Source organism: uncultured Anaerococcus sp. (genome assembly GCF_947253225.1).
GTDB lineage: Bacteria > Bacillota > Clostridia > Tissierellales > Peptoniphilaceae > Anaerococcus.
This window is the reverse complement of record NZ_CAMXYR010000009.1, coordinates 22868-35917: the sequence shown is the minus strand read 5'-3', so window position 1 is coordinate 35917 and position 13050 is coordinate 22868. Positions and strand designations below refer to the sequence as shown.

The 13050-nt window shown below is 32.4% G+C and carries 14 protein-coding genes and 1 other annotated feature (1 of these 15 running past the window's edge); of the genes, 13 read left to right on the top strand and 1 reads right to left on the bottom strand.

The genetic code is table 11. The features are described from left to right. The first annotated feature begins 70 nt into the window (after positions 1-70). The 8 genes from Q0W95_RS02375 to Q0W95_RS02340 all read left to right on the top strand — a co-directional run bounded on the left by Q0W95_RS02375 (position 71) and on the right by Q0W95_RS02340 (position 6614). A complete protein-coding gene (locus Q0W95_RS02375) occupies positions 71-487 on the top strand; it encodes a hypothetical protein (protein ID WP_297789542.1) in 417 nt (138 codons plus the stop codon). A 2-nt stretch (positions 488-489) separates the two neighbouring features. After that, positions 490-903 (top strand): EamA family transporter, encoded by a 414-nt coding sequence (locus tag Q0W95_RS02370; RefSeq protein WP_297789540.1) that lies wholly within the window; start codon positions 490-492, stop codon positions 901-903. Positions 904-952: 49 nt separating this feature from the next. Beyond that, positions 953-2305 (top strand): GTPase, encoded by a 1353-nt coding sequence (locus tag Q0W95_RS02365; RefSeq protein WP_297789538.1) that lies wholly within the window; start codon positions 953-955, stop codon positions 2303-2305. Positions 2306-2387: 82 nt separating this feature from the next. Continuing rightward, positions 2388-3929 (top strand): AbgT family transporter, encoded by a 1542-nt coding sequence (locus Q0W95_RS02360; protein ID WP_297789536.1) that lies wholly within the window; start codon positions 2388-2390, stop codon positions 3927-3929. Positions 3930-4168: 239 nt separating this feature from the next. Next, positions 4169-4843, top strand: coding sequence for a TIGR02206 family membrane protein (locus Q0W95_RS02355; RefSeq protein ID WP_297789534.1), 675 nt, complete (start codon positions 4169-4171; stop codon positions 4841-4843). 29 nt (positions 4844-4872) lie between these two features. Beyond that, positions 4873-5463, top strand: coding sequence for a TetR/AcrR family transcriptional regulator (locus Q0W95_RS02350; protein WP_297789532.1), 591 nt, complete (start codon positions 4873-4875; stop codon positions 5461-5463). A 76-nt stretch (positions 5464-5539) separates the two neighbouring features. Then, positions 5540-6220, top strand: coding sequence for a hypothetical protein (locus Q0W95_RS02345; protein WP_297789530.1), 681 nt, complete (start codon positions 5540-5542; stop codon positions 6218-6220). Further along, a complete protein-coding gene (locus Q0W95_RS02340) occupies positions 6204-6614 on the top strand; it encodes a DUF2871 domain-containing protein (protein ID WP_297789527.1) in 411 nt (136 codons plus the stop codon). The genes Q0W95_RS02345 and Q0W95_RS02340 overlap by 17 nt, the downstream gene beginning before the upstream one ends. A 60-nt stretch (positions 6615-6674) precedes the next feature. On the opposite strand, the gene Q0W95_RS02335 is transcribed toward Q0W95_RS02340, so the two are convergent. After that, positions 6675-7724 carry an endonuclease/exonuclease/phosphatase family protein gene (locus Q0W95_RS02335; protein WP_297789524.1) on the bottom strand — a complete coding sequence of 350 codons (1050 nt, stop codon included), beginning with the start codon at positions 7722-7724 and terminating at the stop codon, positions 6675-6677. Between the two features lie 185 nt (positions 7725-7909). Between Q0W95_RS02335 and Q0W95_RS02330 the strand changes: the two genes are divergently transcribed. The 5 genes from Q0W95_RS02330 (at position 7910) to mgtE (ending at position 12737) form a co-directional block, all read left to right on the top strand. Beyond that, complete coding sequence (locus tag Q0W95_RS02330) at positions 7910-8677, top strand: gamma-glutamyl-gamma-aminobutyrate hydrolase family protein (RefSeq protein WP_297789521.1); 768 nt, start codon at positions 7910-7912, stop codon at positions 8675-8677. Positions 8678-8691: 14 nt separating this feature from the next. Then, on the top strand, positions 8692-9327 hold the full coding sequence (locus Q0W95_RS02325; RefSeq protein ID WP_297789518.1) for a Maf family protein: 636 nt from the start codon (positions 8692-8694) through the stop codon (positions 9325-9327). Next, complete coding sequence (locus Q0W95_RS02320; protein ID WP_297789515.1) at positions 9324-10007, top strand: YjjG family noncanonical pyrimidine nucleotidase; 684 nt, start codon at positions 9324-9326, stop codon at positions 10005-10007. Before Q0W95_RS02325 ends, Q0W95_RS02320 begins: the two co-directional genes overlap by 4 nt. Before the next feature lie 7 nt (positions 10008-10014). Then, a complete protein-coding gene (gene pepT / locus Q0W95_RS02315) occupies positions 10015-11262 on the top strand; it encodes a peptidase T (protein WP_297789513.1) in 1248 nt (415 codons plus the stop codon). 149 nt (positions 11263-11411) lie between these two features. Further along, entirely contained in the window at positions 11412-12737 is a 1326-nt protein-coding gene (gene mgtE / locus Q0W95_RS02310; protein ID WP_297789510.1) for a magnesium transporter, read from the top strand. A 158-nt stretch (positions 12738-12895) separates the two neighbouring features. Then, positions 12896-13050, top strand: a binding site (T-box leader) (it continues 81 nt past the right edge of the window).

Here is a 13050-nt window from a genome sequence, read left to right as displayed (position 1 = left end):
GAGCGCAATAGTCTCGTGGGCTCGGAGATGTGTATAAGAGACAGATATAATACCTTAGGAGAATTGAAAAATGAAAGTAAAGACTGAAAAACTTTTTTTGCTAGGTGGCATTGTTTGGATGATTGCTGGCTTTAATGTTTTTAAATTAGGGTATGAAGGGTATAAAATAATTGATAAATCTTTTGGGGCTTATGCTCTTAGTTTTCTTGTTTTTATTTGCTTCATGAATATCTTTTATAGGATAAATAAAAAACATGAGAAAAGAATAATTGCCTTTGTAGATGACAGAAGACCTTTTTGGAATTTTTTTGATAAAAAATCTTATATGATTATGATTGTTATGATTGTGCTGGGGATAGCTCTTAGGAAACTAAACCTTGTCGGTGATGTATTTGTAGCTATTTTCTATAGTGGTCTAGGTCTTGCCCTATTTATTGCTGGACTTGTGTTTATTAATTTTTATGTTAAGCATGGCCTAAGGAGATAGGTATGTGGCTAATTTTATCGGTGCTATCAGCATTTTTTGCTGCACTAACTTCAATTCTTGCAAAAATTGGTATAGATAATGTAAACTCAAATCTTGCAACAGCCATTAGGACTATGGTAGTTGTAGGTATGAGTTGGTTTATAGTTTTTATGACCAATTCTCAGTCGGGAATTTACGAAATTTCTCCTAAATCATGGTTGTTTTTAATTTTGTCTGGACTTGCTACAGGATTTTCTTGGCTTTGCTATTATGCTGCTATAAAATCTGGACAAGTGTCTAAGGTAGTCGCTATTGATAAAGCAAGTGTAATATTGACTTTTCTAATGGCCTTTATTTTTTTGGGAGAAGAATTTTCAGCAAAATCTATTATAGGGGCTAGTCTAATAGGACTTGGAAGTTTGATTATGGTAATGTAAGGGGCTAAGGCCTCTTTTTTGATTATTTTCAAAGTGGTTAGGAGATGTTATGAGTAAGAAGGATATTAATACCAGAAAGGCTCTGGATAGGATTAAAAATATTTATAGAAATTTGGACGAAATATTAGAATCACTTCCCAAGGCCTTCCCAAAAACTATGAAGGATAAAGTTAAGAAGATGGTGTTTAATGATGAAGAGTTAAAAACATTAATGGATGAGCTTGATAGTTATAGACCTCCAAGGATATTTCTTGTAGGTAGAACAGGTGTTGGTAAAAGTTCATTAATTAATGCAATTAATGGAAAATATCTTGCACCTGTAAATGATGTTTATTCCCAGACCAAGGGAGCAGATATTTATGATTATGTGGATGATGGTAAGGTCTTGATGCATATTCTTGATAGCAGAGGCATAGCTGAATCCTTAGCTATAAATGATAAAATTTCTGCAGAAGAAATGATAAAAAATGAGGTCAAAAAATTCCTTCCAGATGTTTGCATTTTTATGCTAAATGCTAGCCATAGGGATGATGTTGATACGGATGTGAGGTTTTTGAAGGAAATTAATGATGAATTTAAGAAAGAAAATGGTTTTGACCTTCCTATTGTGTGTGCGATAAATAAGGTCGATGAACTTGCACCTTCTAGGTTTAAAGATCCCAAAGAATATCCAATAAGTAAGCATAAAAATATAAGTGAAGTTATAAAGTATTATGGAGAAATAATCGATAGAGGAGGCCTTCAAGTTTCAGATATTATAGCAACTTCTTCCCTGCTTGAATGGCAATTAGATGGGGTATTTATTGATGCTGTTGCAATTAATGACCTAAAGCTAACTGACCTACCAAGACTTGAAATTGGCTTTGATGGTAGGTATGGCATAGAAAAATTAATAGACTCCCTAGAAAATGAGATATCAGATTACGATGCTTTGGTAGGTCTTAAAATTGCTTGTAGGATGGAAAAGATTTTGGTAGTTCTTGCAGATAAACTTACAAATATTTTTTCTGGATTTGCTGGAACTATTGCTATTAGTCCTATACCAGTAGCAGATATATATCCTCTTATAGTCTTGCAATTGGTTTTGGTAAGTTTAATTGCAAGCTTAGGTGGTAGAGAGTTTTCTCCTAAAAACGCTAAGGAGTTTCTATTTTCTATTGGTGGAGTAGGTATAGCAGCAAATATCTTTAGGATATCTGCTCAACAAAGTCTTAAACTCTTAAACTTTTTCGCTCCTACAAGTGGCAGTGCTGTAAGTGCATCAATAGCTGCTTTTGGAACTAAAACGATTGGAGATACTGCCAAAAATTACTTTATAGAAGGAATAGATTTGAAAAAAGTCAAAAAAGAATTTAAGCATAAAATTAGAAGCGGGAAGAGAGATGGCAAAAATAACGAATAAATTTTATAAAAATTGTAGGTTGACTATAAGTTGCAAAACTATAAAATAAAAAGATATATAAAACTTGTAAAGGAGGTCAGCAATGACTAAGAAAAATAAATTAGAAGCCAAATCCTCGAGTGGATTCTTGGCTGGTATTGAAAGAGTAGGAAATGCTCTGCCGCATCCTGCTATGATATTTGCAATAATGATTGCAATTTTAGCTGTAATATCGGCTCTTGCTGCAAAAGCAAATATTACAGTAGATTATTATGATGCTAAGGCTGAAGCAAATGTAAAACTTCAGGCTATAAGTTTGTTAAATGCAGAGGGAATTAGGTATATAGTAAACTCTGTAGTAGGAAATTTTACAAGCTTTGCACCCCTTGGAACAGTGCTTGTAGCTATGCTTGGAGTAGGAGTTTCAGAATATGCAGGTCTATTTGATACAGGTCTTAAAAAACTTTTATCAAATGTACCATCTATACTATTAACAGCATCTGTTGTATTTGCTGGAATTATTTCTAATATCGCATCTGATGCTGGATATGTGGTTGTAGTTCCTCTTGGTGCAATGATTTTTGCATCAGCAGGCAAACATCCTATAGCTGGTCTTGCAGCTGCATTTGCTGGTGTTTCTGGAGGATTTTCTGCCAATCTAATATTTGGACCAACAGATGCCCTATTAGCAGGTATTACCAATGAGGCGTTAAGAGCATCAAAAATTTCTGCAACAGTGGCTGTAACTGGCAACTGGTACTTTTTGATTGCTTCTACCTTTGTCTTAACCGTGGTTGGAACACTTGTTACAGAAAAAATAGTCATACCAAATTTGGGCACTTATAAAGGGTCATACGTTCATGACGATAAACCGATTACTGAGCTTGAGAAGAAAGCCCTTAGAAATGCTCTGATAGCTATGGGAATTTTTATTGTAATATTAATAATTGCTATGGTCCCACAAAATGCTATATTGAAAGAAGCTGATAAGAGTGGAGAAGTAAACATTCAACACTTCTTAGGAAATGGACTTATTTTTGCAATATTACTTCTTTTCCTAATACCGGGAGTTGTTTATGGTAAAACAGTTGGCAATATTAACTCTTCAAATGACTTAGTGGAAGCTATGGGTAAGTCAATGCAAGCAATGTCAGGATTTTTGGTACTAGCATTTTTTGCAGCTCAATTCGTATCTTTTTTTGCATACACAAATCTTGGTACAGTTTTATCAGTAAAGGGAGCTGAGTTCTTAGAGGAAATAGGTCTTACAGGAATACCTTTAATTCTTCTATTCATAGTCTTATCGGCTTTTATAAATCTTTTTATAGGTTCGGCATCAGCTAAGTGGGCTATAATGGCTCCTATCTTTGTACCAATGTTCTTTAAGTTGGGACTTAGCCCAGAATTAACACAAATGGCCTATAGGATTGCAGATTCTTCAACTAATATTATTTCTCCATTAATGAACTACTTTGCTATGATTGTAATCTTTATGCAAAAATATGATGAAGATAGGGGTTTAGGTACATTAATTTCCACAATGCTACCATATTCGATGGCGTTTTTAGTAGTTTGGTCAATCCTTCTAATAATTTGGATGTTATTAGGCCTTCCATTAGGACCTGGAGCAAATTTATTGATATAAATGATTAAAGATACCAGGCTTTGGGAGCTTGGTATTTTTTGTTAGTATTAAAAAATAATAATTAAATGATAACTCATTATTAATTGACAAGTACCCGGTAGTTAATGATATAATTATACTTAATCATTAATTAATACTAATTGTTTAACTAATCATATGTAAATTTATGGATGGTTAAGTTTTGAATTAATTTAGTATACAAGGACTTATAACAAGGGGGTAGGATATATAAATTTATTATGGATTATTTTTTTAGACACACGCCAGACCCAAAAACCAATATAAGTATGGCTATGGTTTGGGGTTTTCTCATCATTTATTTAATTTTTGTTTATAAATTTAGAAATAGGGAGAAACTCCTCAAGGCTCAACTCATTTTTGTAACTTTAGTAGAAATTTCTTTGATTATTTGGTACTACCAAGGGCAAGCTATGTTTTTAACAGAAGGTTTACCTCTTTATCATTGTCGAATAGCTGGATTTTTGATGCCTATAGCATATTTTGCCAAGAAGTACAAACTAGCAAATTACTTTGCTTATTTGGGAATAATTGGGCCAATAGTAGCCTACACAATACCAGATCCTTCCAAGTATATGTGGCCACATATCACTAATGTAACCTATATTTGTGCTCATACCATGCTTATAGCAAGCGGGATAATGATAGTTGTAATCAAAAGGATGGATTTAGACTTAAATTATATTATTAAAAATACCTTGATAATGAATGCAATAATACTCATTGTAAATAAAATGATAGGGGCAAACTATGGATATATGTCAAGCTTGCCAGATTCTATAGGTATAAAAGTGCCAAGTATTCTCTTGTTGGTAGCCATTAGTTTTCTTTTGGTTGTTTGCATCAATGCACTTGATAAATTAAGTTATAAATTAAAAAAGAAAAAATATATTTGATTATTGACAAAGAATAGTAAGTAGATATAATGATACTGAACATAGTTCAGTTGTTTGGGGTTATTATGATAAAAGATTTTGAGACTAAGGCAAAAATACTTAAAGTGTGTAGGGAAATCATATCAAACGAAGGTTTGGCTAGCCTTAATATGAGAAAGGTTGCAAGGCTTTCAGATCTTGCAATAGGATCTCTTTACTATTATTTTCCATCAAAAGATAGCCTATTGACAGCGAGCATAGAAAGTGTATGGGAAGATATTTTTTCTATAGAAAATGTTGACTTAGATAATTTTGATACTGCTAATTTTGTACAATTTATTTATGATAATATCAAAAAAGGCATGGAGAGATATCCTAACTTCCTTACAATCCACTCTTTGAGTTTTTCTAAGGGGAAGGATATCAAGGCTAAGGTTATTATGGATAATTTTTTAAGAAATTTAGAAAATGATTTGATAAGAGTGTTCGTAAATGACACTAAGATAAAAGCTGGTGTTTTTACCGATGATTTTGACGAAAAAGATTTGGCCAGATTTATAATTTCCAATATGCACACTGTATGGATTTACCAAAAGTCCCCAGATACATTAATAAAGGTTATTAAGAAAATCTTATATTAAGTTATTATTGAATTAACCGATTAGTATCGGTTATTTTTCAAAGAATAACTGAACAGTGTTCGATAAGGAGGAAACAATGCAAGCTATATTTGAAACAGGATTTGATTTAATATATCTAGTAGGAATATTGGTAATTGGCATTAATATGATTAAATATAGTGAGAAGGGAAGTCAATTTTATACGTTCGGTATAATGGCTGTAGTTCTAGTTTTAGGTGATAGTTTCCACCTCATACCTAGGATGGTAGCTTTGAATACGAGTGGATTAGAGAATTTCACTTTTTCTCTTGGTTTGGGTAAATTAATAACTTCTATAACAATGACAATTTTTTATGTAATTTTGTATTGGGTTTGGAAAAAGCGTTACGAAGTAAGCAAAACAGGGTTTTTGGATTATTTGGTTTATCTTTTAGCCTTAGTCAGGATTAGTTTATGCCTTTTGGTTGGAAATGATTGGTTTGGATTAAGTAATCCTTTAACTTATAGGTTATATAGGAATATCCCATTTTTATTATTAGGAATTCTTATCATATATTTGTATTTCATTAAGGCGTGGAAAACAAAAGATTGTAATTTTAAGTATATGTATCTTACAATAATTCTAAGTTTTGCATTTTATATACCTGTAGTTTTATTTGAAGTAACTTATCCATTAGTTGGAGTGCTTATGATACCAAAAACTTGTGCCTATATTTGGACAATTTTAATAGGATATATAGCGATGAAAAGGGAAGCCAACCATGAAAAAATACATTAATACATCAATAATTTATGCATTATTAGCAATGGTTGCGGGAGTTTTTTATAGGGAGGTTACAAAGTTTATGAACTTTCAAGGAGTAACTATATTAGCAAAAGTTCACTCTCATTTGTTTGTTCTTGGCATGGTATTTTTCTTGATAATCTACTTGTTATCATTAGGTTTGAATTATAAATCCATCAAAATAATTGATAAATTTCTGATGGCTTATAATGTTGGTTTGATAATTACGGTTCTTATGATGGAAATAAGAGGAGTTGGTGAAGTTTTACAAGTTAACACTTCTGGAACTTATATGTATATGATTTCGGGGTTAGCTGGTTTTGGTCATATGATACTAGGAAGCAGTATAATCCTAGTTTTATTAGAATTAAGAAAATTGAGCAAATAAAAAACCTAGGCTTTAATGATTAAATTCTTATTGGAATAAGTTATTAAAGCCTAGCTTTATTTATTTGAGGGTAAAATTCATGGTTACAGGATTATGATCGCTATTAACAAAACCCAAATCTTGCACTTGAATATTTTTCACACTGACATTTTTGCTTACTATAAAACCATCAATAATACATTCATATGAATCATTTGGATTGTAAGGAGTGTTGTTAAGTCTTGACGAATTAACATTATCTCCATAAACTAGCTTAAAGTCCTTGGGAAAGAGTTCGTGAGGAAAGTCACTTGGGTTCCAAAATGCACTTAATCTATTAGGTTTGTAGCCTTTTCTAAGTTCTTGGTTGAAGTCCCCGCCAACAATTACATAATTTCCAGCATCATATTCTTTTTGGATAAACTTAAAAATTTGCTTAATCTGTGCAATTCTTCCGTTGTTACCACTTTCATAAGCATCAAGATGAACATTAATTAGCACTAATTTCTTATCTGTATCTTTTATATCCATGTAGCTAACTGTAAATCCTCTCTTGAGATTAGCTAGTCTTGTTGGGAATTTATGGGGTATAGGCTGTTGGTACCTAAAAGCTTTATTTATTTTATAAGAAGTTTGGGTAAAAATCCCTGAATTCATTCTACCAAGAGGTGGAAAAGGGTAAGGGACATATTTAACTTTATAATTGTAGGCAAAGATAGAATCACCAGATAAATTATCTCTAAACATCTTAACTTCATTTATCCCATAGGTTCTTGAAGAATTTTCATCCATTTCTTGGATAAGGTTAAAATCAGAGTCTATATGTTTGATACTTGAAAGAATACCATCAAGAGCTTTTTCCACATGATTTTTGCTAATAGGATATACCATCTTACCTCCATCCATAAAAAAGTCAGTATCCTTATCAAGACCTCCATATCCAATATTCCAAGTCGTAATTTTATAATCTTTATCTTTTTCCAGAATATCATCTGAATTTTGACTAATACTTAGCTGTTCAACTTGTTGAGGTCTATATTCATTAATCCATAAATAAGCAAACAAAAGTATGAATAAGAAAAGTGCAAGACCTAGTAATCCTCCAAAAATTTTAAGTAGCTTTTTGACCATAGTATCCTCCTTATAGTCTTAAATTAAGTGTAACACTTGCTATGGAAGAAGTAAATAGATAAAATTTATTTAGAAGAAATTAAATATATTTAATTTAAAATTAACAAAAAAGATATTTAATGATATGTATTTTAATAAAATTAATTCTATGATATAATTAATGAAAGTAAAAGTATGGAGGATATATGTTAAGATTTTTTGGGAAATTGTTAAATATAGCTATATTTATTTGCCTCTTAGTAATAGGATTTTTTATGCTTGAGGATATGTTCTTTTCGGGGAAGATTGTAGCAATAGTTCATAATAATCAGGATATTAGAAGTATAGAAAGGGTCCTTACAGCCAATAATATAGTAATAAATAATGTAAATACTCATGATATGAGTACTGAGGAATGTATAAACGCATTAAGTGGATCTAATGGAGTTATTTTTGCGGGTGGAAATGACTTCGATCCTGATTTATATGGTGGCGATAGGAAGCTTGTAGAAGAATATAGCAGAGAAGATGATGATACAAGCATGGAGATTATGACTTGGGCTATAGAAAATAAGAAGCCTATTTTAGGTATTTGTAGGGGAATGCAACTGATTAATCTCTATTATGGTGGAAGCTTATATGACGATTTGCAAAAACAATTTTCAAAAGAAATCATACATAGGGGCAAAGATAAAAGTTTAGTAACACATGGAATAAATATTGAACAAGATTCAATCCTCTATGATATTTATGGTAAGGACAGAGATGAAGTAAATTCTTACCACCACCAAGGAATAAAAGATTTAGCCGATGGCTTGAAAGTTGGAGCAAGAAGCGATGATGGACTTATAGAAGAGATAGAAAATCCCTACCATACTTATATGATGGGAGTTCAACGGCATCCTGAGCTTGATTATGAAAATAGTAAACTTTCCGAGAAAATATTTAAAAATTTCATAAAAAATTTAAAATAGGGTAAATACTAAGTATGAAGAATGTATATGATTATGAGAAAAAAGGCTATTTTGGAAAAATAGAATCTATAATGTTGATGAGCAAGTCTCCTAGAAGAAGGGACTTGCTTAGTTTTCTAAATCCTAGGATTGATTCTGTAGAAATAGATGAAAGAAAAATCGAGTCTAAGTTTATGGAAATTTATAAGGATGATGATTTCATCACACGAGCTGGAAAAACTTGTGCTGAAATAGCCAAGGCAAAGGGAGGCAGTGAGTTTAAAGAAAATATACTTTACATATCAGCGGATACTATTGTTGTCTGTAACAACAAGATTTATGGAAAGCCTACCAGTCTGGATGAGGCGAGGGGGATGTTTTTGTCATACTTTGGCAAAAGTCACCATGTTATAACATCGGTTTCGTTGAGGACTGCATCAGCGATAGAGGTTTTTTATAGTATTGCTGAAGTTAGATTCGTAAATTATTATAAAAAATTAGATAAGGTTATAGATTCTTATCTAAACGAGGAGAATGTAATGGATAAAGCGGGGGCTTATGGAATTCAAGACCTTGACCCTAGATTGGTGGCCTATATTTGTGGTGATATCAATACAATAATAGGACTACCTGTAGCTGAACTTGCAAAAAGAATTGGGGATATAATTTGATTAAATACGTTTTATGGGATATAGATGGAACACTTTTAAATTTTTCTCTTGCAGAGGCTAAGGCAATTAGAGCTTGTTTTGAGGAATTTGGTTTTGGTGATTTAACTGATGATAGATTAGATGAATATAAGAAAATTAATATGAAATATTGGAAGGCTTTGGAAAGAGGAGAAATTTCAAGACAAGAAGTTCTTGAGGGAAGATTCAGAGAATTCTTTGAAAAATATTCTTACGATACTAGGAGGGTAGCTGCCTTTAATATAAGGTATCAGGAAAATTTAGGTAAAACTTATGTTTTTAACAAAAATGCATATGAAGCGGTTAGGTACTTAAGCAAAAATTATATCCAGTTTGCTGCCACTAATGGTTCAGCAGTTGCCCAAAATGGCAAGTTGGAGGGGGCTGGTTTGGATAAAATTTTTAAAGAATCTTTTATTTCTGAGCTAATTGGTTACGAAAAACCAAGTTATGAATTTTTTTCCTATGTCTTTGATAGGGTTGGGTCTACCAAGAAGGATGAGTATATAATAATCGGAGATTCTATTACTTCAGACATTGCAGGTGGTCTAAGGGTAGGAATAAAAACTGTCTGGTTTAATCCAGAGAAAATCGATAAGCCTGATGATATAACTGTTGATTATGAAATTAACAATCTTATTGAAGTTAAAAACATTTTGTAGGTGATTTATGGATAAAAATATTATAAAAGAAAAATTATTAAAAAACTTCTTGAAATATGTTGCGATTCCTAGCCAGTCAAATGCAAACGCAGAGACAGTCCCTTCAAGCGAAGGTCAGTGGACTTTAGCAAGAAAGCTCGTAGATGAGCTAATTGAACTTGGCGGACAAGAGGTTGTATTAAATGATTTTGGTGTTGTTCAGGCTAAGTTTCCAGCTCGTGGAGTAGAGGATAGAAAATGTTCATCTATAGGTTGGGTATGCCATTTAGATACCGTTGATGTTGGTCTTTCTACAAAAGTTAATCCAAGGCTTGTAAAGGCATATGATGGATCTGATATTTTATTAAATAAAGAAGAGGATATAAGAATAAGTCCAGAAGAAGATGAGAATTTAAGAGACTACATCGGTGATGATATTGTTGTTACCGACGGAAAATCAGTTCTTGGAGCAGATAACAAAGCTGCAATTGCAAATGTTATGACCGCTTTGTGGTATTTGTCGGAAAATCCGTCTATTAATCATGGTTCAATATATATAGCCTTTGTTCCTGACGAGGAAATAGGACTTAGGGGTTCAAGAAAAATCGACTTTGATAAGTTTGACGTCGACTTTGCCTATACAATTGATTGTTGTAAGTTAGGGGAGCTTATCTATGAAACTTTCAATGCAGCAAGTGGAAGTCTAAAAATAAGAGGAGTAAGTGCCCACCCGATGGCATCAAAGAATAATTTAGTAAACCCTATAATGATTGCTCATGATTTTATAGCTATGCTCGATAGAGCGAAAATGCCAGAAAATACAGAAGGCAGAGAAGGATATATTTGGGTAACTAATATTTGTTCAGATGTAATAACTTGTAGACTTGATTTTAATATAAGAAATCATGATAAGGCTAAATTTGAAGCTAGTAAAAAATACTTGATGGATATTACTAAGATTTTAAAGGATAGATATAAGAAAGCTGAAATAGATATAAGTATTGAAGATACTTATGCAAATATTTTTGATTCAATTAATGATGGAAATAAGTTTGCAATTGAAAAATTAAAGGAAGCCTTCCAAAATCTTGGTATCAAAGCAGAGACAATTCCTATGAGGGGTGGTACAGATGGTTCATTTTTATCAACCAAAAATATTCTAACTCCTAATTATTTCACTGGTGCTTTAAATTTTCACTCTAATAAGGAATATTTACCCTTAAATTCCCTCTACAAATCCTTCCAAGTTACACTCGAATTAATGGAATATAAATAGATTAATAGATAAAAAACAGTATACTAATTAGGTAACACGCACGATAAGGAGGAATTATGGATTTAGCTGAGCCCAATCCGAGGAAAAATTTTATAAGATAAGCAGATTGGGGTAAATTAATGCCTCAATTGCAATTTATGGAGGTATTAATGAGTGAAAAAAAATATAATGCAGAGCAATTAAACAAGATCAAAGAAACAATAAACAAGATGGATCCTGTTGATATTGCCGATAAGATGGAAATTCTTCCAGAAGAAGATGTAGCTATTTGGATTAAGTTATTAAATAAGGATCTCCTTGCAGATGCCTTTACAGAACTAAGACCAGAAAATAAGGCTAGGGTTGTAAACATACTATCAGAAGAGAGGATTAAAGACTTAGTACGAGATTTAGATGAGGATGAGCTTGTGGATACCCTTCAAGAACTTCCAGCAAATATAACAAAGAAATTGATGGATGTGCATATTGATAAGGATAGAAGGAAGATAGTCAATGAACTTTTGGGCTATCCTAAAGAATCTGTCGGATCAATCATGACTGTAAATTTCTTATCTGTAAAGGAAACGGCTAGCCCTAAAGAAGCTTTGGATAAAATTATAGCCTCAGACCTCGATGCTGAGAAATTAGAGCAAATATGGCTGACAGACCAATCCTTAGTATTAATGGGCTTTGTTTATATAGCTGATATCATAAGATATCAAGATAAGAGCCTGAAGGAGCTTGCAACAAGTATAACTGCAACTGTAACTCCTTATCAAGACCAAGAGGTTGTAGCTAAATTATCATACAAGTACGATCTTGGAGAGGTTCCTGTTGTAGATTCAGAAGATAGGCTAATTGGTATTGTTCCTGCAGAAGATGTTATTGACGTTGTCCATGACGAATTGCAAGAAGATTTATCGAAAATTACAGGTATTTCAGACCAAGCAGAATCGTATTTAGAAGAGTCAAGTTTTAAAATAGCAAAAAATAGGACAACTTGGCTAATAATTTGTCTCTTGACAGCAACAATGACAGGCTTTATTATTCACAGATATGAAAGTCTGCTAGCATCAGCAGTTTCCTTGGCAGCCTATATTCCAATGTTAATGGATTCAGGCGGAAATGCTGGTAGCCAAGCATCTACAACTGTAATAACCTCCCTATATAGTGGAGAAATTGGCTTTAAAGACTTTTTTAAGGTTATATTGAAAGAAACTAGGATTGGATTTATTGCAGGGGCAATCCTTGTGGTAGTCAATTTTTTAAGGCTAATGATTATGGACCATGCCCAGTTAGCTGTAAATTTAACTGTTTCAGTAACCTTGATATTAACAATTATTTTTTCAAAGATAATGGGTGGAATTTTGCCACTAATTGCAGACAAATTAAAAATAGACCCAACAGTAATGGCAGGACCATTGATAACAACAATAGTTGACACACTTGTATTGCTGATTTACTTTGAAGTTGCGTCATTATTACTAGGAATTTAAGTAAACAGATCACGGTTAAATCGTGGTCTTTTTTAAATGAAACAAGACAAAAGAAAAGTAATAAATGTGGATGCTTGTATGGAAAAATAAAATAATTATAAAAAAATATGAAAGAATATTTGGCATTAAAAATAAAAGAGCGTATGATACAAATATCAAGAAAAGCTATGAAGTGGAAGAGTAAATGATGATTGCTTTACAGAGAGATACCGTATGGTGGAAGGTATTAAAGTAAATTCGTTGAATATCACCACTAAGCAGAGCGCTGATAAGTAGGCGTGTCCGGGAGCTCCCGTTACAGAGTAATTCATTA

What these genes read in the sequence shown, in the direction of transcription:
- Q0W95_RS02345 (WP_297789530.1), top strand. Translation starts at nt 5,540, where the DNA reads ATGCAAGCTATATTTGAAACAGGATTTGATTTAATATATCTAGTAGGA.
- Q0W95_RS02340 (WP_297789527.1), top strand. Translation starts at nt 6,204, where the DNA reads ATGAAAAAATACATTAATACATCAATAATTTATGCATTATTAGCAATG.
- Q0W95_RS02350 (WP_297789532.1), top strand. Translation starts at nt 4,873, where the DNA reads ATGATACTGAACATAGTTCAGTTGTTTGGGGTTATTATGATAAAAGAT.
- Q0W95_RS02375 (WP_297789542.1), top strand. Translation starts at nt 71, where the DNA reads ATGAAAGTAAAGACTGAAAAACTTTTTTTGCTAGGTGGCATTGTTTGG.
- pepT (WP_297789513.1), top strand. Translation starts at nt 10,015, where the DNA reads ATGGATAAAAATATTATAAAAGAAAAATTATTAAAAAACTTCTTGAAA.
- Q0W95_RS02330 (WP_297789521.1), top strand. Translation starts at nt 7,910, where the DNA reads ATGTTAAGATTTTTTGGGAAATTGTTAAATATAGCTATATTTATTTGC.
- mgtE (WP_297789510.1), top strand. Translation starts at nt 11,412, where the DNA reads ATGAGTGAAAAAAAATATAATGCAGAGCAATTAAACAAGATCAAAGAA.
- Q0W95_RS02365 (WP_297789538.1), top strand. Translation starts at nt 953, where the DNA reads ATGAGTAAGAAGGATATTAATACCAGAAAGGCTCTGGATAGGATTAAA.
- Q0W95_RS02335 (WP_297789524.1), bottom strand. Translation starts at nt 7,724, where the DNA reads ATGGTCAAAAAGCTACTTAAAATTTTTGGAGGATTACTAGGTCTTGCA.
- Q0W95_RS02360 (WP_297789536.1), top strand. Translation starts at nt 2,388, where the DNA reads ATGACTAAGAAAAATAAATTAGAAGCCAAATCCTCGAGTGGATTCTTG.
- Q0W95_RS02355 (WP_297789534.1), top strand. Translation starts at nt 4,169, where the DNA reads ATGGATTATTTTTTTAGACACACGCCAGACCCAAAAACCAATATAAGT.
- Q0W95_RS02325 (WP_297789518.1), top strand. Translation starts at nt 8,692, where the DNA reads ATGAAGAATGTATATGATTATGAGAAAAAAGGCTATTTTGGAAAAATA.
- Q0W95_RS02370 (WP_297789540.1), top strand. Translation starts at nt 490, where the DNA reads ATGTGGCTAATTTTATCGGTGCTATCAGCATTTTTTGCTGCACTAACT.